The organism is Sphingomonas alpina, assembly GCF_014490665.1.
GTDB classification, from domain to species: Bacteria; Pseudomonadota; Alphaproteobacteria; order Sphingomonadales; family Sphingomonadaceae; genus Sphingomonas; species Sphingomonas alpina.
In genome coordinates, this window is sequence record NZ_CP061038.1 from 4,017,548 (window position 1) to 4,041,755 (window position 24,208).

At 63.9% G+C, this 24,208-nt stretch carries 15 protein-coding genes; 4 read left to right on the forward strand and 11 right to left on the reverse strand.

What is annotated here, in order from left to right; all coding sequences use genetic code 11:
- Window positions 1–95 precede the first annotated feature (95 nt).
- A complete protein-coding gene (locus H3Z74_RS18635; RefSeq protein WP_187761058.1) occupies window positions 96–2,591 on the forward strand; it encodes a TonB-dependent receptor in 2,496 nt (831 codons plus the stop codon).
- A gap of 34 nt (window positions 2,592–2,625) precedes the next feature.
- On the opposite strand, the gene H3Z74_RS18640 is transcribed toward H3Z74_RS18635, so the two are convergent.
- The 4 genes from H3Z74_RS18640 to H3Z74_RS18655 are packed head-to-tail and all read right to left on the reverse strand — an operon-like array spanning window position 2,626 to window position 6,762.
- Complete coding sequence (locus H3Z74_RS18640; RefSeq protein WP_187761059.1) at window positions 2,626–3,543, reverse strand: crotonase/enoyl-CoA hydratase family protein; 918 nt, start codon at window positions 3,541–3,543, stop codon at window positions 2,626–2,628.
- The gene (locus H3Z74_RS18645) at window positions 3,531–4,151 is read right to left on the reverse strand and encodes an Isoquinoline 1-oxidoreductase subunit (RefSeq protein WP_229726670.1); all 621 of its coding nucleotides are present in this window, start codon (window positions 4,149–4,151) and stop codon (window positions 3,531–3,533) included. The genes H3Z74_RS18640 and H3Z74_RS18645 overlap by 13 nt, the downstream gene beginning before the upstream one ends.
- Window positions 4,148–6,298, reverse strand: a complete 2,151-nt coding sequence (locus H3Z74_RS18650) for a xanthine dehydrogenase family protein molybdopterin-binding subunit (protein ID WP_187761060.1) — start codon at window positions 6,296–6,298, stop codon at window positions 4,148–4,150. The genes H3Z74_RS18645 and H3Z74_RS18650 overlap by 4 nt, the downstream gene beginning before the upstream one ends.
- Window positions 6,295–6,762: a (2Fe-2S)-binding protein gene (locus tag H3Z74_RS18655; protein WP_187761061.1), complete on the reverse strand. Its 468-nt coding sequence runs from the start codon at window positions 6,760–6,762 to the stop codon at window positions 6,295–6,297. Before H3Z74_RS18655 ends, H3Z74_RS18650 begins: the two co-directional genes overlap by 4 nt.
- Window positions 6,763–6,892: 130 nt before the next feature.
- Here H3Z74_RS18655 and H3Z74_RS18660 point away from each other — a divergent pair, with 130 nt between their 5' ends.
- Together H3Z74_RS18660 and H3Z74_RS18665 are read left to right on the forward strand one after the other, a co-directional pair.
- Window positions 6,893–9,388 (forward strand): DegT/DnrJ/EryC1/StrS family aminotransferase, encoded by a 2,496-nt coding sequence (locus H3Z74_RS18660; protein ID WP_187761062.1) that lies wholly within the window; start codon window positions 6,893–6,895, stop codon window positions 9,386–9,388.
- Window positions 9,385–10,437 (forward strand): glycosyltransferase family 2 protein, encoded by a 1,053-nt coding sequence (locus H3Z74_RS18665; RefSeq protein WP_187761063.1) that lies wholly within the window; start codon window positions 9,385–9,387, stop codon window positions 10,435–10,437. The genes H3Z74_RS18660 and H3Z74_RS18665 overlap by 4 nt, the downstream gene beginning before the upstream one ends.
- A gap of 40 nt (window positions 10,438–10,477) precedes the next feature.
- Here H3Z74_RS18665 and H3Z74_RS18670 read toward each other — a convergent pair whose 3' ends face one another.
- The 7 genes from H3Z74_RS18670 to H3Z74_RS18700 form a co-directional block, all read right to left on the reverse strand.
- The gene (locus tag H3Z74_RS18670) at window positions 10,478–12,208 is read right to left on the reverse strand and encodes a phage tail sheath family protein (RefSeq protein WP_187761064.1); all 1,731 of its coding nucleotides are present in this window, start codon (window positions 12,206–12,208) and stop codon (window positions 10,478–10,480) included.
- Between the two features lie 110 nt (window positions 12,209–12,318).
- The gene (locus H3Z74_RS18675; protein WP_187761065.1) at window positions 12,319–13,374 is read right to left on the reverse strand and encodes a LacI family DNA-binding transcriptional regulator; all 1,056 of its coding nucleotides are present in this window, start codon (window positions 13,372–13,374) and stop codon (window positions 12,319–12,321) included.
- A 6-nt stretch (window positions 13,375–13,380) separates the two neighbouring features.
- Window positions 13,381–14,889, reverse strand: coding sequence for a tryptophan halogenase family protein (locus tag H3Z74_RS18680; RefSeq protein ID WP_187761066.1), 1,509 nt, complete (start codon window positions 14,887–14,889; stop codon window positions 13,381–13,383).
- A complete protein-coding gene (locus tag H3Z74_RS18685) occupies window positions 14,886–15,917 on the reverse strand; it encodes a cupin-like domain-containing protein (RefSeq protein ID WP_187764401.1) in 1,032 nt (343 codons plus the stop codon). The genes H3Z74_RS18680 and H3Z74_RS18685 overlap by 4 nt, the downstream gene beginning before the upstream one ends.
- Entirely contained in the window at window positions 15,910–16,623 is a 714-nt protein-coding gene (locus H3Z74_RS18690) for a SapC family protein (protein ID WP_187761067.1), read from the reverse strand. Before H3Z74_RS18690 ends, H3Z74_RS18685 begins: the two co-directional genes overlap by 8 nt.
- A 1-nt stretch (window position 16,624) precedes the next feature.
- Window positions 16,625–18,208 carry a tryptophan halogenase family protein gene (locus tag H3Z74_RS18695; protein WP_229726671.1) on the reverse strand — a complete coding sequence of 528 codons (1,584 nt, stop codon included), beginning with the start codon at window positions 18,206–18,208 and terminating at the stop codon, window positions 16,625–16,627.
- Window positions 18,209–18,301: 93 nt separating this feature from the next.
- Complete coding sequence (locus H3Z74_RS18700; protein WP_187764403.1) at window positions 18,302–21,334, reverse strand: TonB-dependent receptor; 3,033 nt, start codon at window positions 21,332–21,334, stop codon at window positions 18,302–18,304.
- A gap of 300 nt (window positions 21,335–21,634) precedes the next feature.
- Here H3Z74_RS18700 and H3Z74_RS18705 point away from each other — a divergent pair, with 300 nt between their 5' ends.
- Window positions 21,635–23,896 (forward strand): beta-glucosidase family protein, encoded by a 2,262-nt coding sequence (locus H3Z74_RS18705; RefSeq protein ID WP_390901783.1) that lies wholly within the window; start codon window positions 21,635–21,637, stop codon window positions 23,894–23,896.
- Window positions 23,897–24,208 lie beyond the last annotated feature (312 nt).

Consider the following 24,208-nt stretch of genomic DNA (forward strand, 5'->3'; position numbering starts at 1 on the left):
GCAGCCATGAAATGAAAAGGTCCATATCGGATCGTTGACGATTGTTGCGTGTGCGAACAGTCTGCCGAAATAGAATGTCGTTTCGGGGGATCGTCATGCATATCACTAAGCGCCGCATCGCACTGGCCACCATGCTGGCTTCCGTCGCGGTCATCGCCTCGCCCGCTCTGGCGCAGGATCAGGCACCGGCGGAGACTCGTCCTGCGATCGACGATTCAGACGACATCATCGTCACCGCGCAGAAGCGCGAGGAAAATCTCCAGAATGTGCCGATCAGCATCCAGGCGCTCGGCACCAAGAAGCTCGACCAGCTGAACATCAGCAATTTCGCCGAATTTTCGCAGCTGCTCCCGTCGGTTTCGTTCCAGAGTTCACAGCCCGGCCTGACCACCGTCTATATGCGTGGCGTCGCATCGGGCGGCGACGGCAACCATTCCGGCTCGCTGCCTTCGGTCGGCGTCTATCTCGACGAACAGCCGGTGACGACGATCGGCGGCACGCTTGACGTCCATGTCTATGACATCGCCCGCATCGAGAGCCTGTCAGGGCCGCAGGGTACGCTCTACGGCGCATCGTCACAGGCCGGCACGATCCGCATCATCACCAACAAGCCCGACACGACCGGCTTTTCCGGCGCGGTCGATGCCGAGGTCAATACGGTCAAGGGTGGCGGCGTCGGCGGCAAGGTCGAAGGCTTTATCAATGCCCCGCTGTCGGACATGGCGGCACTGCGCGTGGTCGGCTTCTATCAGCGCGATGCCGGCTATATCGACAATGTGGCGGGTACGCGCAGCTTCAATGTCTCGGCGCCCTCAGCTCCGCTGGCCGCCGGCTATACCGGTACGGTCAACAATAGCGCATTCGTGAAGAAGAATTTCAACACCAACGAGGTCTATGGCGGGCGCGCCGCGCTGAAGGTCGATCTCGACGATAACTGGACGGTCACCCCGACGGTGATCTACCAGCAGCAGAAGACCAAGGGCATCTTCGGTTACGACAAGAGCGTCGGCGACCTGAAGGTCCAGCGTTTTGCGCCGGACACTCGCAAGGAACGCTTCGTCCAGGCCGCGCTGACGATCGAGGGCAAGGTCGGCAATTGGGACGTGACCTATGCCGGCGCCTATCTCGACCGCACTGCCGCGCAGCAGAGCGACTATACCGATTACGCCGAAATCTATGACACCTTCTACACCAACGGCCTGGCCGGCGACCTGTATTTCACCAATGCCGCGGGCCGGGTGATCGACCCGCGCCAGTTCGTCGTCTCGACCGATCACTTCAAGAAGATGAGCCAGGAATTCCGCGTCGCCTCGCCGCAGGAAGACCGGTTCCGCATCGTCGCCGGCCTGTTCTATCAACGGCAAAGCAACCTGATCCATCAGGATTACCAGATCGCGAACCTCGCCCCGGCCATGTCGGTCAATGGTTATGCCGGGACATTGTGGCTGACCCAACAGCACCGCGTCGACAAGGACTATGCGATGTTCGGGGAGGCGAGTTTCGACATCCTGCCGAACCTGACGCTCACCGGCGGCGGCCGTGCCTTCATCTACGACAATTCACTGATCGGCTTTTACGGTTTTGGCCGCAATCCGGCGGGAGAGCCTTATAACGGCGTCGGCAGTTCCGGCACCGGCGTCGCCGCCTGTTTCACCGCATCGGGCTCGACCGTACGCAACGATCCGACCGGTACGGTATTGCCACCGGTGGTCGCCGGCGGGCCCTGCACCAATCTCGGCGTCTATCTCGGCAATGGCGTGATCGCGCCGAAAAAGGCGAGCGGACAGGGCTTCACCCACCGGCTCAACCTGACCTGGAAGGCGACTGACGACCTGCTGTTCTACGGCACCTGGTCGCGCGGCTTCCGCCCGGGCGGGATCAATCGCCAGGGCACATTGCCGCCCTATGAGCCCGATTATCTGACGAACTACGAAATCGGCTTCAAGACCACGCTGCTCGACGGTGCGCTCCGCTTCAACGGGGCCTTCTACCTGCAGGACTGGAAGGCGTTCCAATTCTCCTTCCTCGGCCTCAACAGCCTGACGCAGATCCAGAACGGCTCCAATGCGCGGATCAAGGGTGTCGAAGCCGATATCAATCTGCAGCCGATCAGCGGCCTGACGATCACCGCAAGCGGCGCCTATACCGACGCCAAGACCCGCCAGAATATCTGCAACGCCGCCGACCCGACCTTTGCCTGCACCGGCCCGGGCAACTTCATCCTGACGCCGGGCGGCACGACCCTGCCGATCACGCCGAAATTCAAGATCAACGGGACGGCGCGCTATACCATCCCGGTCGGGTCGGCGAAGGTCCATTTCCAGGGCCTGATCGCGCATCAAAGCTCGGCATCATCCGACGTCCGTGTCATCCCCGCGGCAGCGTTGGGTCGTCTGCAGGGTTATACGACCGGCGACTTCGCGATCGGCGCGGAGTTCGACAAATTCTCGATCGAGGCGTTCGTCCAGAATGCCTGGGACGAGCGGGCGGAGCTCTCGCGCTCCCAGTCGTGCAGCGTCTGCACGCAACGCAACTACACCGTGGTCAATACACCGCGCACCATCGGCGTTCGTGCCGGGGCGAAATTCTGACGGCAGGCGCCCCGGCCCGGCCCGGGGCGCCGCCTCAGCGATAAGGCGGGTCGTCGAACCAGTCGGCGAAGTCAGGCCATGCCGCCGATACGCGGTCGGGAAAGACGGGTTCGCGCTTTTCGAGGAAGCTCGCCACACCCTCCGCCGCGTCACCACTGGCGCCGCGCGACCAGATCGCACGACTTTCGATACGGTGCGCCTCCATCGGGTGTGCCATGCCGAGCCCGGTCCACATCATCTTGCGCAACAATGAGACCGAGACGGGGGCGCTGTCGCCGGTCAGTTCCTTCGCCAGCGCCCGCGCGGCAGGGAGGAGATCGTCCGGCGCGTGCAGGCTACGCACCAGCCCGCCCTTCAGCGCTTCTTCGGCGCCGAATACGCGGCCGGAATAGCACCATTCGAGCGCCTGGCCGATGCCGACCAGGCGCGGCAGGAACCAGCTCGACGATGCCTCCGCCACGATGCCGCGCCGCGCGAAGACGAAGCCGAAGCGTGCCGCATCGCTCGCCAGGCGGAAATCCATCGGCAGGGTCATGGTCGCGCCGATGCCGACCGCCGGCCCGTTGATCGCGCCGATCACCGGCTTTTTCGATGCGAAGATGCGCAGTGCGAGGATACCGCCGCCGTCGCGGACCGCCGGGTGCGAATAATCCACACTGCCATCGGCGCCAACCGGCGACTCTGCACCATTCCATCCGCCGCGCTTGTCATAGTCGAAGGTCGCCGCGCCGCCCGACAGATCGGCCCCGGCGCAAAAGCCGCGCCCCGCGCCGGTGACGATGACGCAGCGCACATCATCATCGGCATCGGTCGCGTCGAACGCCCCGACCAGTTCCTCCATCATCGCCTTGTTGAAGGCGTTGAGCTTGTCGGGCCGGTTGAGCGTGATGGTGGCGATGCCGTCATCCATGCCGAGCGTGATGGTTTCGAAAGCCCGAGTCATGCCGGGCATTTCGCGCCGCTCTCCACCCATGCCCTGGTCAATGCACCGAACTCGGCCTGAGTGCCCGGCGCGGGTGTGCGGCCCTTGCCGGGATTCCATGCCCAGCCGACCAGGCTGTCATGACTGTTATGCTCGATCAGCTGCTCGAGCGTCTTGCCGTCGTTGCGCTTGGGGTCCTTGATCTGTTCGCAGATCTGGCGGAGCGTCTTACCCTCCCATGCCATGGCGATCGGCGCGAGATGCCAGTTGGGGTGGCCCGGAATGCTGCCCGAGCCATTGGCGAACGCGACATTGGCGGGGCCATGGCAGGTGGCGCATTCCAGCCCGGCCGCGCCATGCCCGTCGGGGCCACGCACCACCGGCGGATTGTGCTGCGTCATCGCATCACCCTGATTGGGCCGATCGGTGCGCGGATGGCAGTTGAGGCAGCGCGGGCTTTGAATGACCTTGCCCATTTCGACGAACAAAGCAGCGGAACGCGCATCGCCGCCGGCAGGGCCGCCCTCGACGCTGGAAGCAGGCATGCGTCGCGCCTGCCCGCCGGCACCACCGGCCAGTACTGCTACGGGAAGGGCGAGCACGCTCATCGCGAGCACGACATGACGGAGCATGATCATGCATTGTCTCCATGCGCGAAGGGCAATCGGCGCACCGCCTTGCCGGTCAGCCTGCGCCACGCATTGGCGATAGCGGGTGCGGTCGGCGGCAGCCCGGGTTCGCCGACACCGGTCGGGTTGGCGCCCGATTTGATGATCGCCACCTCGACCTCGGGCATCTCGCCGATGCGCAGCGAGCGATAGCTGTCGAAATTGCTCTGCTGCACCAGGCCGCCTTCGCCGAGCGTGATCTCACTATAAAGCGCATGGCCGAGCCCATAGCCGATCCCGCCTTCGATCTGCGCGCGGATGACATTGGTGTTGATCGCGATGCCGCAATCGATCGCACACCACATCTTGTGCACCTTTGGCAGTCCATCTGCGCCCTTCGACACTTCGGCGATCTGCGCGACATAGCTGCCGAAACTCTTGTGGAACGCGACGCCGCGCGCACGACCGGATTTCGCATCGAGCCCGCCGGCCAGTTCGGCGACGCGCCTGAGCACTGCCTTGGCGCGATCGTCCTTCATCAGTTTCAGGCGTCCGGCGATACGATCCTGACCGCCCAGTTCGAGCAGCTGATCGAGAAAGGTCTCGACCGCATAGGCGGTATGGGTGTTGCCGACCGAGCGCCACCAGAGCGTCGGCACGCCGTTCTGCATGACGTGGAAACCGGCACGGAAAGCGGGAAAATCATAGGAGCTTTCGGTGACGCCCTCCATCATCGAATCGTCATAGCCCTTGGACTTGTCCTCGAACGGCGTGCCGATCATGAAGGACTGGGCGGCGATGACCGAGTCCCAGCCGACAATCTCGCCCCTGGCATCGACCCCACCCTGCGCGCGGTGAACGACGAGCGGGCGATAGCGGCCGCCGAGCAGGTCGGTTTCGCGTGTCCAGACATGCTTGACCGGGGTCTTGCCGCCGAGCGCCTTGACCGCGCTCGCGGCCTCGACCGCGAATTCCATCGCCGGCGTCGCGCGCCGACCGAAGCTGCCGCCGGCATAAAGTTCGTGCAGCGTCATGCCGGCAAAGGGCACGCCGAGCACGCCTGCGATCGCCGCCGTCTCGCCGACCTGGAACTGGCTGCCCATCCAGACGTCCGCGCCGCCTTCACGCGGCTCGATCACGACATCGAGCGGCTCCATCGGGGCATGCGCGAGATAGGGAAAGATATAGGTCGCATCGATCGTCTTCGCCGCGCCCTTGATCGCGGCGGCGGCATCGCCCTTCGCCTCGGCCTGTTTGCCCGGCGTCGCCGCCGCTTCGGCATAGGTTTTGATCATCGCCTCGGTCGAGCGGGTTTCGGCCTTGGACAAATCCCAGTCCACGTCGAGCGCGGCACGCCCCCGGATCGCGGCGAACGTGTCCTTGGCATAGACCACGACCCCATGCGGGATCGCCTTGACCGCGACCACGCCGGGGACTTTCAGCGCGGCGGCATCGCGCACTGCCTTCACCGTACCGCCAAATGCGGGCGGATGCTGGATCACGCTGATCACCATGCCCGGTCGGCGCGTGTCCATGGTGAACTGCGCGGTGCCGGTGGTCTTGACCAGCGTATCGATCTTGGGGACGTCGGTGCCGATCAGGGTGAACTGGTCGGGGGTCTTGAGCACCGGCTTTTCGGGCACCGGCAGCAGCGCCGCGTCGGCGGCAAGTTCGCCGAAACGCGCCTTGCGCTTACCGTGGCTGACCACGCCCTTCGATACCTTGATCTCGGCGGCAGGAACCTTCCATTTCCGCGCCGCGGCCTCGACCAGCATCGCACGGGCGGCGGCGCCGGCATTGCGCAACTGCATCCAGCTATTGGCCATCGCGGTCGATCCGCCGGTGCCCATCGTGCCGAACATGAGATTCTTGTAGAGCGGGTCGTTGGCCGGCGCGAAGTCGATCCGCATCTGCGACCAGTCGGCGTCGAGCTCGTCGGCGACGATCGTGGTCAGGCCGGTCGCCGGCCCCTGGCCGAATTCGATATGCTTGATGATCACCGTGACGCTGTTGTCGGCGGCGATGCGCACGAACGCATTGGGTGCGAACGGCGCGGCAGCCTTGGCCGGTGCTGCGGCGGCCCGCCCCCCCATCGGCAAGGCAAGGCCGATCACCAGGCCCGATGTACCGAGGAATTCGCGGCGGCTTGTGCCATTGGCATCGAAGGGCGCGTTCATGCTGCCGCTCCGGCGGATCTGGCCGCATCCTTTATCGCCTGGCGGACGCGCACATAGGTGGCGCAGCGGCAGATATTACCGGCCATGCCATGGTCGATATCTTCGTCGCTGGGGTTCGGCTTGATCGAGAGCAGGCCGATCGCCGACATCACCTGTCCCGACTGGCAGAAGCCGCATTGCGGCACGTCGATCGCGACCCAGGCAGCCTTGACCGCGTCTGCCGTCTTACCCTTCACGCCTTCGATCGTCGTCACGCTGCGCCCCGCCACGGTACCGACCGGCGTCACGCAGGAGCGGCGATTCTTGCCGTCGAGATGTACGGTGCACGCGCCGCACTGCGCGATGCCGCAGCCATATTTGGTGCCGGTCAGTTCGAGATGATCGCGCAACACCCAGAGCAGCGGCGTATCGGGGTCGCCGTCGAACGTCGCTTTCGCCCCGTTCAGAAGGAACTCGGTCGCCATCCAGCGTCTCCCTTTTCGTGCCCGCAGCGATGATACGGCGCGCAGCGGCAGGCAGGCAACCGGAAACGTCTCGAATCGAAACCCGAGGGTCGTAACGGCTTTTTAGGCGGCGGTCGGCATAAGGCGGACCATGCGTCACTTTCCTCTTATCGCCCCCAATCCTCCGCGCCTGACGGAGCAGCTCGATGCGCTGCGCCGGGTCGAGGCATCGGGTGTATTCAGCAATAACGGGCCCGAAGTCCGCGCGTTCGAGGCCGAGATTACCGACTCGCTGTTCGGCGGTCGCGGTGCGAGCCTGGCGGTCGCCAACGCGACGCTCGGCCTGATGGTCGCGATCAAACATGCCGCGATGGAAGCCGGGCGGCCGGACGGGCTGGCCCTGATGCCGAGCCTGACCTTCGCCGCGACCGGCCAGGCAGCTTTATGGTCGGGGCTGACGCCGCTGATCTGCGATGTAGATCCGGACGAATGGAGTGCCTGCCCGGAGGCCGAGGAGCGGTTGCTGCACCATTACGGCGACCGTATCGGCGTCATCACTCCCTATGCCACCTTCGGCAATGCGATCGATCTCGATCGCTACGCCTGGCTGCAGCGGCGTTTCGGCGTCGGCGTGGTGATCGATGCGGCGTCCTCGCTCGGCACGCGCGACGGCGCGGGCGACGGCTTCGGTCATGATGCACCGTTCGCGGTGGTCTATTCGATGCACGCGACCAAGACCTTCGCGGTCGCCGAAGGCGGGTTGATTCATAGCGGCGACGCGCAGCTGATCGACCGGTTGCGCACAATGATCAATTTCGGATTCGAAGGCGGACGCAGCGCGACCCTGCCGGGTATCAACGCCAAGCTGCCCGAAGTGATCGCGGTGCTGGCGCGCGCCAAGCTCGGCGAGATCGAGGCAGTGTGCGAGGCACGCACCGCGGTCGAGGCTGCCTATCGCGGGACGTTGAGTGACTTCACCCTGCAAGCGGTTTCTGGCCGGCGGCGAGCGATGCAATTCATGCCGGTGCTGCTGCCCGACGCGCTGGTGTCACGTCGCGACCGGATCGCGGCCGACCTGCAGGCGGCAGGAATCGGCGTCGGGCGCTATTTCAGCCCGCACCTTGCCGAGCAGCCTTTGTTTCAGACCAGCGCGCTGATCGAGCCGACACCGGTCGCCGACCGGGTCGCTGCACGCATGCTGTCGCTACCGATCACCGACGCGATGAGCCCGGACGATGCGCGCCATATCGCCACGACCTTCACCGCAATCTGCGCCGCGGAAGCCGCGCGCGTCCCGGCGGAGCCAAAACACCGCGCCATTGCGGCGACGCTGATCGTCGGCGGCGGGCCCGCAGGCACCGCATTGCTCACCGCGGCGAGCAAGAAGGGCCGGCTCGCCGATCTCGCGCGCGCGGGACTGGTCATGGTCGAGCGCGACGATGCGATCGGTGGTGGGCGGCTCGGGCGCTATGCGATCAATTCCGACAGCACTGCGCAAACCTTCCTGACCGCGGTCAAGGACAACCCCCATCCCGAACTCGCCGCGATCGTGGCGCATCCGGCCGCGCGCGCGGTCGAACGCTATGCCGACGCGCTGGGCGTGCCCCTGGTCGAGGCCGGACCGCTGCTCCGCGCGACCGGCGACCGGCTGGCCGATATCGTCGTCGCCAATGGCGGATCCGTGCTGACCGGGCACGACGTGCTGGGTAGCCAGCGTACCGCCGATGGCCTGTGGAACACACGAATCCGGCGTCGGGCCGACGGAATCGAGTTCGACCAGCTGTCCCACCAGATCGTCATCGCCACCGGCGGACATCAGCCGCTCGACCGGCTGGTCCGGCAAAGTGTCGCTGGCGTGCCGCTGGTCGATCATGCCGGCGGCAAGCTGCTGCAATCCGATGAAGTGCTGTCGCTCGGCGGCTTCACCAAGGTCGCCGACCTGCTCGCCGGCAAGCGGAACCCTCGCATCGCGGTGATTGGCGGATCGACCAGCGCGCTGACCAGCATCGCCCTGTTGCTCAAAGGCTCCCCGGCCTTGCCGTTCGGCGCAGGGGGCATCACCCTGCTCCATCGCCGTCCGCTGCGCCCCTTCTATCCGTCGATCGACGCCGCCCATGCCGAAGGCTTCACTGATTTCGGCCCTGAGGACATCTGCCCGGTCAGCGGCTTCGTCTATCGCCTCGCCGGTTTCCGGCTCGAGGCGCGCGAACTGGTGCTGCGCATGCTCGGCGTCGATGGCCGCGCGCCCGATCCGCGGATCGCGCTGCATCGCATCGCTGGCGCGGACGACCGGATCGCGCGAGCGCATCTCGACCGCGCCGACCTCGTCGTCGCGGCGCTCGGCTATCGCCCGCACGCGCTGCCGATCAGTGACCAGCACGGCGATCCGATCGCGCTGTCCGCGCAGCACGGCGGTGCCATGGTCGACGCGCATTGCCGGGTGATCGACGCCCAGGGAACGCCGGTCCCCGGCGTCTATGGCATCGGCCTCGCCGCCGGCTTCGTACCCTGGGGTGCGCTTGGCGGCGAGGCGAGCTTCTCGGGCCAGGCCAACGGGCTGTGGCTCTGGCAGAATGATGTCGGGCAGATGATCGTCGACCAGATTCTGGGCGACGCAGGTGCCGGGCGAGAACGGGCGGTCGCATGACGGCGCCGGTCGTCAGCGTGATCATGGCTGCGTATAATGGCGCGGCCCTGGTCGGCGAGACGATCGCCAGCTTGCAGGCGCAGACTCTCAGCGATTTCGAGATCGTCGTGGTCGACGACCGGTCGACCGACGATACGCTGGCGATCCTGCGCGCGATCGATGACCCACGCCTTCGCGTGATCGAAAGTGCGGCCAATCAAGGCCCGGTGCGGGCGCGCAACCGCGCGGTTGCGGAAGCGCGCGGCCGCTATATCGCGGGGCTCGACCAGGACGATCTGTGCCGGCCGGAACGGCTCGCCAGGCAGGTCGCCTATCTGGAAGCACGTCCCGACACCGTCTTGCTCGGCACCGCCGCCACGGCTCTTGAAGACGGGCGCTTGTCGGCAACCGGCCATGCGCCCGCCTCCACGCCGCTGCTGATCGAGTGGCTGTTGCGGATCGAGAATCCGCTGGTCTGGTCGTCGGTGATGGTCCGCGCCGACGCCGCGCGCCAGCTTGCCCCCTTTACCCGCCCGGCGATGCTCTATGCCGAGGATTTCGACCTGTATCACCGGCTGGCGAAGCTCGGCCGGATCGCACGGCTCGACGAAGAACTGCTCGTCTATCGCCGGCACGGCGGCGGGGCATCGCAATGCTTTGTCGACACGATGCGCGCCCATGCCGCGCTGGTGCTGGCGAAGGCCTATGCCGAGCTGTTCGGCGAGGAGGCACAGCAGGTCGCCCGACTCGTCGTACAGCATATCATGGGGCAGGAACCGGTCCCGCACCGTGTCGCGCTGCTCCAGCTCGGCACCGCGCTCGCGCGGCTGCAGGAGGATTTCCTGTCGAACCGGGTCGTCGATGCGGAGAGCCTGACACTGATCCGCTGGGAAACCGCACGGCGCTGGAGCCGGGTCGGCCGGGCGGCCCTGCGTACCGGCACGATCGGGCTCGGCGATGCCATCGCGGTGCGGCCCGACCATCTCGGGCTCGGCCATGCCGGAGTCGAGGAGCTGATCATGTCGCGCCTGATCGGCGGTGCGCGGTCGGCGATCAGACGCGCGAAATAGCACGACGCAGCCAAGCTGGTCCTACCCTATGCGCTCATGCTCAGCCTTGCATCGCCTGAGTGATGGTGAGTTCGATGAATTCGGCCGGATGAATCATCTGCAGCATGATCGAGACGATCATATCGCCGTTCAGCACGTCTTGCGCGGTCATGCTCGAACCGATCCCGCAGGTTATGGTAAAGGCCTGGCTCGCCGTCGAGCCCATCAGCCCGCCCGCTTGCCAGACGCCGGTCAGGAACGCGGAAACAGAAGCGGTCACCGTCGCCCAGGTCGTCGCATCATTGGCGGCGAAGGCATAAGGCTGCAGCGCCGCCCTGATCGACTGGTCGATATAGATCAGCGTCCGCCGCGCCTGAATATAGCGATAGTCCTGACTGTTGCCGTCGAGCGTCCGTGCGCCCCAAACCACCGAACCACGGTTCGGCTGGCTGCGGACGATATTGATCGCCTCGCCATTCAACGGCGCGTTGAAACCGCCCTGTTGGGCGTCGCTCATGTCGCAGAACGGCGATGTCACGCTGTCGAGCGCGACATTCGCCGGTGCATCCCATACCCCATTGTTGCTGTCGTTCATGGTCCATATGCCGGCCAAGCCGGCGCTGGGCGCCAGGACATTCATCTTGGTGGCGATCAGCTGCATGATCTGCTGAAATACCGGCAGGGCATCGAGCAGCAGCCGGTCGAGCGTCCACTGCCATGCCGACAGATCGGCGCCCGGCGTTGGATAGGCAACCGGTGGCGTGGTGGCGCTTGAGGTCGATCCCGAATATTGCGTGGTGTTGGTGCTGCTCCGCGTGACCGGAAAGGCGGTAGCGATCGCGGTTTGCACTGTGGCCAGCTGCGCGCCCGAATAGAGCATATTGGCCTGGGTCGTCAGGATGTTGTTGACGACCGAGTTGTCGCCGTTCGGGGCCGCCAGATTGGTATAGAGAATGTCGCCCGGCGCGACGATCGACGTATTGAGCGCGGGCGCATAGGCCACGCCAAAACCGACATTGGTGACCTGCGGCGCGATCGCGGTGACGAGATCGTTCTGGCACGCCTGCAGCCCAGTGACCGTATCGGCCATCAGGCATCCGGGCAGATCGAGGATCGCCATGCGGTCCTGCAAGGCGCCCGCCTGAGCGAGCATGGCGCAGGCGACGCGCCCATAATCGGCCAGGTTCAGCTGACAGGCTTCGGGAATGACGATCATGGTCGGCCCCGTCTTTCCGGCGGCCGCGGCGAGGCCAGCCAACAGGCCGGGCGCCCCTGTCACCGGGTCGCCCGCAGCGATGGCGGCCGGAATCCAGGCCGCAGGCACCGGGTCGGGCGCGACGACTGGCGACTGGCCGCTCCAATAGCTGCCGACCGACACCACATAGCAAGGACCACCGCCATTGGCGAAGAACAAGCGCAAGTGCGCATAAAGGCAGAATTGGCTCGCGTCGGGCGATGTGGCACTCAAATCGAAGCCCGTCATCGCGACATCGAGCCCGATCGAGCCGGAACCCGGCACGGTGAAGCTAGCCTGGAAGTCCGGTGTTGCCCCGGCGGCGGCCATCGACACGCGATAGGATCGCGGCGCAGCACCGCCGAAATAAGCGATGAATTCGGTCATCGACGTGATCGCGACGGGAACGCCGTAGAGCAGCGCGCCCGTCACCGGGTCACCGGCATATTGTGTATAGCCGATGAAGACCGGGACCGCGGTTGGAATGCCGACGATCGATGTTCCAAAGGCCGGAGTTTCCGTAACGTAAACGCCCGGAGTGGTTCTGCTCGGAGTCATGCTGTTACGGATACGTCCCGACGCCGTGTCGTACAAAATAATGTTGCGCCACTACGGCTCTATCATAGGTCAAGATGAGCAGCGCGGTCGTGACGGAGAACAGCTCCCGATCAATCGGATCGCGGCGGCGCGGCCGAATTGCGCAATACCAATGTCGCCGGCACCACGATCGGCGTGTCGGGCACCTCGCGCCCGGCCTGGTCGGCGATGATCAGTTCAACCGCGCGCGCCGCGACCTCCGCGATCGGCTGGACGACGGCAGTCAATGACGGATGGGTGAAGCGCACGATCGGCGTATCGTCAAAGCTGATCAGCGACAGATCGCGCGGCACCTCGATCCCGCGTTCGCGACCCACCTCCAGCGTCGCCAGTGCCATCTGATCGTTGCTCGCGACGATTGCGCTGGGAGGCGCATCCTGATCGAGCAGATGGTTTGCCGCTTGCTTGCCCGAGGCGAAGCTGAAATCGCCCTGCGCCAGCAGACCGGCCGTCTCCAGCCCCGCTGCGGCCATCGATGCGCGCCAGCCATCGACACGCCAGGCGCTGAGTTCATAATCGGCCGGGCCGGCGATAAAGCCGATCCTGCGATGGCCAAGGTCGATCAGATGCTCGGTCGCCAGCCGCGCAGCGCGCTCATCGTCCATCGTCAGGGCGAAACCGGGGCCCGCTTTCAGCGAGCCGATCCGCGCGAAACTGATCTTGTGGTCGTGGAGCAGGTTGATGATCAGCGGATTTTCCGAATGCGGCGGTGTCAGGATCACCCCGTCCGGCTGCAATGCGGCGATCGCGCCGAGCAATTCGCGCTCGATATGGTCGCTATGCGTATCGACCAGTTCGATGATCATGCGATAGCCATGTTCAGCGCAGGTGAGCATGCCACCGAGCAGCATCTGGTCGACCCAGTCGGTGCCCTGCCGTCCGCGCCAGTCGGCGATGGTACGCTCGCGATCGTTGAGCGCGAGGATCAGATAGGATCGCGACCCGCTCATCCGCTGCGCAGCGATAGAGGGCACATAGCCAAGCCTGTCGATCGATTCCTGCACCCGGAGCTTCATCTCCGGGCGGACGTTCGGCTCCTTGTTGATCACCCGGCTGACGGTCTGCAGCGACACGCCCGCATCGGCAGCGACATGCTTGATGGTGACCGCTTGCCGCCGACGCGCCATGCCCGCTCAGCCCTGCATTGCCACGGGCGCCGTACCGCAATAGCGGACGACATAATCGGCATGCGCGGGCAACGTCGCAACCGTCCGGGTGACGTTACCGCGCAGCGTACCGAGGAATTTCTCCAGCTCGTCGTCGCGCAATTTCTCGGCGATCGGATGATAGGCGCGCGGCATGATCCCCTGCCCCATCATCACCTGGACCCAACTGTTTTCAGCGAACAATTCCTCATTCTTACGGAACACACGGCCGGTTTCACGGAACAGTTCGACCTTTTGCGCCAGCGTATCGGGGATCGGCATGGCCGCACAGTAACGCCAGAAGGGACTGTCGCGCCGATCAGTCGCCTTATAGTGCAGGACAAGGAAATCGCGGATTTGCAGCATGTCATCATTTTGCTGATCGTTGAATTCCGCAATGTCACGCTCGCTGATATCGCCCTGCGGCATCATTCTCAGCAGGCGCAGTACCGCGCGCTGGATCAAATGGATACTGGTGGATTCCAGCGGCTCCATAAAGCCGCTCGACAGGCCGATGGCAACGCAATTGCGATGCCATTGCCGTCGCCGCGCGCCGGCCTGGAAGCGCAGGAAATTGGGCTCGGTCAGCACCTCGCCCTCGATATTGCCGAGCAGCCGTTCGAGCGCATCTTCGCGGCTCAGATAGCGACTGCAATAGACCAGTCCGTTGCCGGAACGATGTTGCAGCGGGATACGCCATTGCCAGCCGGCGTCATGCGCCATCGCGCGGGTATAAGGGACCGCCGGCCCGACATTTTCGGTCTGCAGCGCGATCGCGGAATCGCACGGCAGATAATGCGTCCAGTCGTCATAGCCGGCGTGCAGCGTCTGTTCGATCAGCAGCGCGCGGAATCCCGTGCAATCGATAAACAGATCGCCCTCGATCCGCGTACCGGAATCGAGCACCAGCGCAGCGATATCGCCATTTTCGCCGTCGAGCTCGACTTGCGAAATCCGACCCTCGATGCGCCTGGCCCCATCTCCCTCGGCCATGGTGCGCAGGAATTTGGCATAGAGCGTCGAATCGAGTTGATACGCATAATTCATCGCCTCATCGGGCAGATGCGCGAACTTGCCCTGCAAGGCCGCGATCACCTCCAGGCAGTAATCGTCATAGGATTGCTCATATCCCCTGTCGCGGGCGCAGAGCCAGAAATGCTGGAAGCCGGCCGACCAATGGTCCTTGCCGGTATAGCCGAACGAATGGAAATAGCGGTGTCCGGGCTCCTTCCAATTGTCGAACAATATGCCGAGCTTGAACGTCGCCTGGGTCGCGCGCATGAATTCGGCCTCATTGATGCCGAGCAGCCGGTTGTAATTGATCAGGGGCGGGATGGTGGATTCACCTACCCCGATCGTGCCGATCGCATCGGATTCAACCAGCGTCAGATCGACCGTGCGCCCCATGGTCCGCGCGATCGCTGCCGCGGCCATCCAGCCGGCAGTGCCGCCGCCGGCAATCACGATACGGCGCGGATGCCGTGCTTCGCCGGTCATTGGCTCAATGCTCTCAACAAAAAGGCGCGGATGCGGCCGGCGCTTTCGGGGGTCAGGGGTGCGAGGATGCTCCTTCCCGCTTCGGGGATATGCGCGACCACCTCGTCATCGTTACCGAAGACATAATAGTCGAACATGTCGCGCCAATAACGTTTCTGATCCTCGGGCAGGTCACGGATCGCCAGCAATGCGTGGTTGAGCGCATCCTGCGGCTGGCCGAGCCAGCGTGGCGTTTCGCGCCACCAGTAATTGACCAGGATATTGAACGGCTCCAGCCCTTCGACATGATGCCACCACATGGCAGGGATATAGATCGCATCGCCCGCCGCCAGCTCGGCGACCTGCGCATGGGCCAAGGCCTCGCGAAAGCGCGGATGAGCGGCGAAATCCGGGGCGTGGAAATCGACCATGCTGACCGCCCGGCCGGCGGGCGTGTTGTCCACCGGCCCGAGATAGAGGTTCCGGAACTGTTCGCGCGGGAACAGCGTGAAGCGGCGGCGCCCCGCCGCGACACAGGCGAGATTGTCGGGAATGTCGTTATGCGCAGCGATACGCGTGCGCGTTCCCATCCAGATGCTGGCCAGGGGCACGCGATCACCGAGCTCGACATGATTCGCTTCGTGCAGCCCGGCGAAGAATTCATGCATGTCGATCGAGGCGAGATAGATTGGCGGCGCGTCCGCCTTGCCCTCCAGCGCATCGATCTGCGCGAAGATTTCTGGCAGTTTGGCACGCAGCGTGCGGAAATTCATCCCCATCGCCTGATCGTAGAAGAGCCGCCCGTCGCTGCCCGGTGCGCCCACCGAAACGGTGAAGGGACGTTCCCGACGCCGCCTGAGCAGATAGTCTCGTGCATCGCGCGTCGAACGGCGGCCGGCCTCGACCAACGGCCAGTCCGACACCAGGCCACGAACGATGAAAGGACGATCCGCCGCGCGCAGCTGCCGATCGAGCTCCTCGGGGCCCGAGACGATGACCTCTGGGATCGTGGCGAGCGCGCCGAAAATGCCGGGATCCGCCTCAGCCACCGCCCATTCGCCGGTTCTTGCGCGCAATCAGCTCGGTGAGATTGCTGAGCGAGGCGAGCGCCATGAAGATCGGCATCAGATGATCCTCGGCCTGCAATTCGCCGAGCGCCGCGGCGTCGAGTGCCTGCAGGCGCTCCTCGTCGATCACATGGAAGCCGACCAGCCGGTTGATCGATCCGTCGTCCAGCGTGATCTCCAGTGTCAACGGCTCGAGCAACTCGTGGCGACTCAATGCGGCGAAAAAGTCGCCGGATGCCTGATAACCCGCATCGAGTGCGCCAAGCTTGTCGGTGACCGATTCCAGATACGGAGTCGGCCGCCCATCCTCATCGAACAGCCGCACGCCGTCCGCACCGATGCGCGGGCTAGCGAGGTCGATATGCACCTGCTTGTCGCCGCTCTGCGACGGCGATCCACCGATCAGGAACGGCTGGATGTCGATCGCCAGCGGCAGGTAACGAGCATCCCATTTGCTGTCGTCGAGGAACAGGTTCTCGCCAGTCTCGAACCCGAACATCGCTAGCGCGGTAAAGCGGTCGCGTTCGGCATTGAGGCGGAACAGGATGGGATATTCATCCTGTACGCGGCGGAACTCGCTCGGCACCGCGATGCTGCACATCACCGCATCGCCCAACTGGGCACTGCGCTCGGTGCGCACGCGGAGATCGCGATGGTCTTCGACGGTGAGCAGCGCGTGTCCGGACATGTCAGCGAATATTTCCCATGGAGGGCGCCACGTCCTGCCCCGCGCGCAACGCGTCGAGATAGGCCCGATTAGTGGGCAGGCTGGAAACAAGCACGCGGGCCCGCTGCTCAACCTGGCCAAGCTGTTGGGTCACGCCGTCGCCGGGCGCACCCCGTATCGCACCAGCGAGCGGGGCGGGAAAGCCCATGCCGTAAAGCACATATTGATAGCTCGCCGCCGGAAAAATCTCTTCTGCCGCCGGCAGGTCGGCACGCGATGGCGGCTGATCGCGCCAAAGGCGGAGCTGCTCGGCCAGCCGCGGCGGAATCGACGCCGGATCGCGATGGTCGCGCCAATAGGGTTCGTCGCGCTCGCTCAGCACATAATGGAGCTTGAGGAACTCGACGATCCGATCCCAGCGATAACGGAACAGCGTATTGAACCGGCTCGCATGGATATCCATCACGTCGCGGGTCGCCGGAAAATTGTCCAGCAGCGCTTCCAGCGACAGCTCGATCAGCACGATCGCCGATGCCTCAAGCGGTTCGAGAAAACCCGCCGACAGCCCGATCGCGAGGCAATTGCGCTCCCAGAAGCGCTCGCGATGGCCCGAGCGGAAGGCGAGGCGGCGGAACGGCAGGCGATCGGCATCGGCGCCGGGCAGGGAGCGGCGCAGATAAGCGGCAAGCGTCGCCGCCGCCGCCTCGTCGCTCATATGCCGCGACGAGTAAACGCAGCCGATGCCGCGCCGGGTCGGCAGGCCGATGTCCCACATCCAGCCCGCCGCGTGCGCGGTGGCGTTGGTCTGCGACGCAATCGCGCTGTCGGGCGCGACCGGAACCTGCACGGCAAGCGCACGATCGTTGAAAAGCTCGCCGCTGCGGTCGAGGAAGGCGACGCCATAATGCTCGCCGATCAGCAGCGCGGCATGGCCAGTGCAATCGATGAACAGGTCGCCGGCAATTTCGCCCGAAGCGCGCGTGCGGACGGCCGCGATATCACCGTCATCCAGCCGATCGACCGCGACGACATGGTCGCGCACATGGCGCACACCGAGCCGTTCAGTGGCATGCTTGGTGAGCAGCGCCGCCAGCTTCGTGGCGTCGAGGTGATAGGCGTAGTTGAGCGCGCCCGCATAATCCGGCATCGCTTTTTGGCGCGGCGCCAGATTGAGCGCACACGGGCGCGCCTGCGACGTAACCGTATCGGAGAAGCGGCGATCTGGGGCCTGATCGCGCCATGCCGCCACCACATCGCGCGGGTCGCCATCGATCGGAGCGACAAAGGGGTGGAGATACTCGTCGCCATCGGCGCCGGTGCGCCAGCCGATAAAGCGCGACCCCTGTTTGAACGAAGCGTCGCAAGCGAGCAGAAACTCTGCCTCCGGAATACCGATCCGTTCCAGCGTCCGCCGCATCGTCGGCCAAGTGCCCTCGCCGACGCCGATCGTCGGAATGTCGGGCGATTCGATCAACGTCACCTCGATCGGCGCTCGGGCCGCCGGATTGGCGCGAGCGGCGACCATGCAGGCCGCGAGCCAGCCAGCGGTGCCACCGCCGACGATCACGATCCGTGAGATTGCCCCATCCACGCTACGCGCCTTCATCCACGATCGGCAGCTTGCCGTGCGGGAAGAGGAAAAGCCACCCTCGTTCGAAAGTGGCTTTTCCGTTCCTTGCACTTTTCCAACCGGGTCGGATCAGAATGATGCCCGCACGCCGAACGAGTAGCGGGCATAACCCGGCGAGACGACGGTCACGTTACGTTCCGACCGCTGATGTTCACGCCGACTTGAACCGGTCAGGTTGATGCCTTCGGCGAAGACACTGAAGCCCTTTATGAACTCGTAGCTCGCGCTCGCGTCGACCTGGCCGTAAGCTTCGGTATAGGTCGGGTTCGGGCCCGTAGCATTCAGGAATTTGTCGCGCCAATTGTACGCGACGCGCGCCTGGATGCCGTATTTGTCGAAGAACGCGACCGCATTCGCGCTGTTGCTGAGGCCGACCAGCGCGAATTGGGTAAAGCTGGCAGGCTTGGTGTTGTCGTACTTCGCACTGCCATCGACGATCGTATAGTTCAGGATCGCGCCGAAACCGGTATCCCAGAAGCTGTGCTGGACAGCGAATTCCCAGCCATGGAGCGAGGCGGTCTGATCGCTGTTCACTGGCGTGGTGATCTGGAAATTCAGCGCCGGATCCTCTGGCAGGGCGAAAATCAGCCCGCTCGCTTGGTTCGACGATTGTGGATAGTTGGCGAAAATATACTGGCGGATCTGGGTGGCCGTCGCGTTCGCCCCCAGCGCGTTGAGCGCCGCCTGATAGCGTGGGCCGCCCACTGGGGTTCTCAGACCGAAAGCATTGGTGTCGACACGCGTGGTCGAGATGAAATTCGCGACATTCTTGTGGAAATAGCCAACCGAGACATAGCTGCCGGGGGCATAATACCATTCGGCCGACAGATCGATATTCTTCGACTTGAACGGGATCAGCCCCGGGTTGCCGAGCGTACCGGTGCCGCCGCCGACACGGAACAGCGTGTCGATCGTCTGCCCACCCTGCATTCTATCATAGCCGGGACGGGTAATCGTGTGGCTGTACGAAGCACGCAACTTGACGTTGTCGAATGGCGAAATGTCGAAGTCGACCGACGGCAGCCAATTCTGATAACTGCCCTTGAACCGGGTCGTGGTAGTGTCGACCTTTGATTGAACGACGTTGAATTCATTATCCGATACCCATTGGGTACCCAAGGATAGCGGTATTTGCGCCGCCGAAGAAATATCGGTCACCTCGTAACGCAAACCGGCGACGAAGTGCGCCGGATTATCGAACGCGTCGAACTTGGTCGCTACCTGCAGATAGGGTGCCAGCGTCTTTTCGGTGATGCGCCGGTCAGTGTCGAACTTGGCGAGGCACGTGCCCGGGACGCCTTGGGCACCCGATCGCGGCTGGCTGCACGCATGAAATTGACCCTCGAGCAGATCAGCCATCTTCTCAAAGTTGAATGTGTAGAATTTCTGCGCCATGCCCGGCTGCGCAAGACCAGGGAACAGGTTCGGCAGCGTCGCGAGCGTGAACATGTCGTCAGGAACCGACGACGCCGGACCGATACCGCCCCAGGTATCATTCTGAATGGTGCCGAAGGCCGAGCGAACCTTATTCTCAACATAGGAGACGCCGAAATCGAGGCTGTCGAGCAGCCCGCCGTCATGGTCGTAGTGACCGCTCAACTGGACCTGATTGATCTCGTCCCTGAAATAGGCGTTACGGAACGCGTTGCCGGTCGGTGTGATCAACCCCGCATTGAGCGGATCGATGCCGGGAGCCATGGTATAGGAAATGACTGGCAGATCATGGTCGAAATTGATCGTCTGGCTCTGCACACCGAAGATCGCGGTGCCGACCGACATGCTCGATCCATATTTGTTGGTCGGCTTCACTTCCGCGGTCGAGTGATGTCCATCGAGCGTTACCGTCACCCCGCCCGGCGCCTTCCAGACCAAATTGCCGCCAAGCGACTTGTTCTCCGCGCGATTGGCAGTGAGCGACCCGCTATAGGAAAGGTCCTTTCCTATGTTGCATGGTAAGGTCGTTGGCGCCGCACAGCCCGGATCCGGGACTGCGAACCGCTCGGTGTAGAAGACCGGACCAGCGACCGGACCGTCGGTCCAGGCGCTCGACGTATCGCCATGGTTGAACCAGACGCCGACATTGCTGTTGCGGGTTTCCACGGAATTGCGTGAATAGGTATAATCGATTGTCGCGGTCAGTGCGTCGGTGGGGCGGAATTGCAGGATAGCCTGACCGTTGATGCGTTCGCGATCGATGTCATTAAACTCGTACGATGCATTTTGCGGGACCTGATAAACGTCGGTCGGGTCCGGCCGGTTCGTAACGTTCGGATTGCCAGGCGAGAGCGAGCCCCAGTTATTCTCGTTGCCGAGATAGCCGTCGCGCCAGCCCACGACCCCCTTATTGGTGCCCGCCTTGCGCTTCTGATAGGAACCGATGATCGCGATGCCGATGCGATCATCCGCCAAGGTCGTGCTGAAAATGCCCGAGACTTCCGGCGTGATGTCGTTCTTGCCGCGCTGAGACGTGTCGATCACACCCTTAACGGAGAGGCTGCCACGCGTACCTGGCCGGTCGAACGGGCGCGGGCTTCGGATATTGATGGTTGAACCGATGCCGCCGGATTCGATCGTCGCACGGCCGCTCTTATAGACTTCGACCGCCGCGACACCTTCGGAAGCGAGGTTGGCGAAATCGAACGAACGCGACGACGGCGCACTGCCGCCGTCACCGATAAACGCGGTCGGCATCTGGCGGCCGTTCAGCGTCACCAGGTTGAATTCGGGACCGAAACCGCGAACGGTGACGAGCGAACCCTCACCATTCGACCGGTCGATCGAGACGCCGGTAATCCGCTGGAGCGATTCGGCGAGGTTGGTGTCGGGGAATTTGCCGATATCCTCGGCCGAAATCGCATCGACGACACCCTGCGAATCGCGCTTGATGTCCGCCGATGCCCGCAAGCTGGCACGGATACCGGTGACGATGATGTCATCGCCTTGATCAGCGGCGGGATCGACCGGCAGTTGCTGGGATCCGGAAGGACCGGAATTGCCAGTGGCCGCATCCTGCGCGACGGCAATGCCCGGTATGGCCATGAGCGCTAGCGTCGATACACCAAGCGCCAATCGCGAAGCCAAGCGGCTGTTGAAGCCCCCCATCATCATCCCCTTTGTCACCGGCGCTGTTCCCCACGCCGTTGTTGATAACGTTCACTTGCTGGTTTTGACGAATTTTGTCAAGCCCATCCACCAATCAGCCCACTGGCTGGTGACAATGACACCAATAGTTGTGAACGTTATCAAAATATGCTGTTTAAGTAATGGCTCATTGACGTGCTGAACCGTTGAAGTGCGCCATGGGCTCGGCGCCGGCTTTGGGTTCGTCCCGCACGGGCTCGGCACCGATGACAAGATTGGCAGACACGCCTCATCAGGTGGGCGGACTGAATAAGAAGGGGGATGAGGATGTCGAAAGGATTTCAGCTTGCGCTGCTGAGCGCATCGCTTCTGGCCGGCATGGGCACGACGGGCGGCGTCTTCGCACGCGAAACGCCATTGAGCACGGCCCGACCTGACGCGCGGACGCGCGCGGAAGCGCTGGTCGCCCGCATGACGCTCGATGAGAAGATCGCGCTCGTCCATGGACTGTTCCCGCCACGGGCAAAGGGCAAGACGGTCAATGAACTGATCCCGTCCGCCGGCCATATCGACGGCATTCCGCGTCTCGGCGTACCGCTCGTCCGGGAAAGCGACGCATCGCTCGGCGTCGCCAATCAGGTCGAGCAGCGCAAGGGCGATGTCGCGACCGCGTTGCCCTCCAGCCTGGCGACCGCAGCGACCTTCGATCCCGAGATCGCACATGCCGGCGGCGTGATGATCGGCGCGGAAGCGCGCGCCAAGCGCTTCAATGTGCTGCTGGCAGGGGGCGTCAATCTGACGCGCGACCCATGGAATGGCCGCAACTTCGAATATCTCGGCGAGGATCCGTTGCTCGCCGGTGAGATGGCGGGCGCGCATATTGCCGGCGTCCAGTCGAACCGCATCACCTCCACCATCAAGCATTTCGCGCTCAATGCGCAGGAAACCGGACGCATGGTGCTCGATGCGCGGATCGATGAGGCGAGCCTGCGCGAGAGCGACCTGCTCGCTTTCCAGATTGCGATCGAGAAGGGACAACCCGGATCGGTGATGTGCGCGTATAACAAGATCAACGGCGAATGGGCGTGCGAGAATGCGCATCTGATGAACGATGTGCTGAAGCGCGACTGGGGCTATCGCGGCTGGGTGATGAGCGACTGGGGGGCGATCCATTCGACCGCCAAGGCCGCCAATGCCGGCCTGGATCAGCAATCGGGCCAGGAGCTCGACACGGCGATCTATTTCGGCGATCCGCTCAAGGCCGATGTCGAGGCGGGCAAGGTCTCCATGGCGCGACTCGACGATATGGTCGTGCGCTATCTGACCGGGCTGATCGAAACCGGCGCCTTCGATACTGCAATGCCTGCCAGGGCACAGCCGATCCCCTATGCGCGTCATGCCGATGTTGCGCAGCGCGCGGCCGAATCCGGCATCGTGCTGCTCAAGAATGAGGGCAAGATGCTGCCGCTCACGCGCACGGCAAAACGCATCGCGGTGATCGGCTGGGGTGCCGATGTCGGCGTTCTCTCGGGCGGCGGGTCGAGCCAGGTACGCTCGGTCGGTGGCGCGCCGATCGAAATCCCGCTTAGCTCCGGCGCGGCGTCCTCCTTCGCGCGGATCACCTATCACGCGTCCTCGCCACTCAAGGCGATCCGCGCCGCCATGCCCCAGGCGAAGGTGACCTTTATCGATGGCCGTGACGTGGCGGCGGCGGTGGAAGTGGCGCGGAGCGCCGATGTCGCGATCGTCTTTGCGACGCAATGGACGACAGAGGCGCAGGATGTCCCCGACCTGTCACTGCCCTATGGTCAGGACGCGCTGATTGCCGCGATCGCCGCCGCACAACCTAGGACCGTTGCAGTGCTCGAAACCGGCGGCCCGGTGCTGATGCCATGGCTCGATCAAGTGCCGGCGGTGGTCCAGGCCTGGTATCCCGGCCAGCGCGGCGGCCCGGCGATCGCCAATATCCTGACCGGCCGGGTCAATCCGTCCGGTCGTCTGCCGATCACTTTCCCCGCTGCGGCATCACAGGCGCCGCGCGCGGTTCCGGTTGGCCTCGACACGCTGACATCGCTTGAGGCGCAGGCGGCAGCCAACCCGGCGAATGCCGCCCAGTATCAGCTCAAAAGCTATCCGGTCGATTATGTCGAAGGCGCGGATGTCGGTTATCGCTGGTATGAGCGGAAGAACCAGCGGCCGATGTTCGCATTTGGCCATGGCCTCAGTTACACCAGCTTCGCCTATCGCAACCCCGTCGTGCACGGCGGCAAGGCGCTCAGTATTTCGTTCGAAGTGGTCAATACCGGCCGGAAGGCCGGCGTGGACGTGCCGCAAATCTATGTCGCGCGCGACGGATCGGCGGCACCGATGCGGCTTGCCGCCTTCACACGGATCAGCCTGAAGCCAGGTGAAGCGCGCCGCGTAACACTCACCGCGGAACCCCGCATCGTGGCGGATTACGACACCAAACTGCCCGGCTGGCGTATCGTCGGCGGCCGTTACCGTATCGCGCTCGCGCGCGATGCGACGGACCGGACGCTGGTGTCCACCACGACACTCGATCCCGCCACGATGAGGCCATAACCAAGGCCGGAGCCCGCGCGCGACCAGACACTTGGCTAGCGGCTCCAGTCATGCGCGAGCGTCTCGCGCCGACGGCGCGACTGCGGGGAGATATGTTACACCGGTCATGTCACATATCTTTTCCCCCGACGCTCGGGCGATGACTTTTATAAGTCTATATATATCAGATGGTTAATATCAAATAATTGCCTTTATTCGCCGTCAGAGTGCTGGATACGCGGAGATTGGCGAGCATCAAGCGCCACCGATCCTTGATCGAATTCCCCTGCCAAATATCCTTCTTTCGCACTGTTGCCGATTAAGACCGGAACG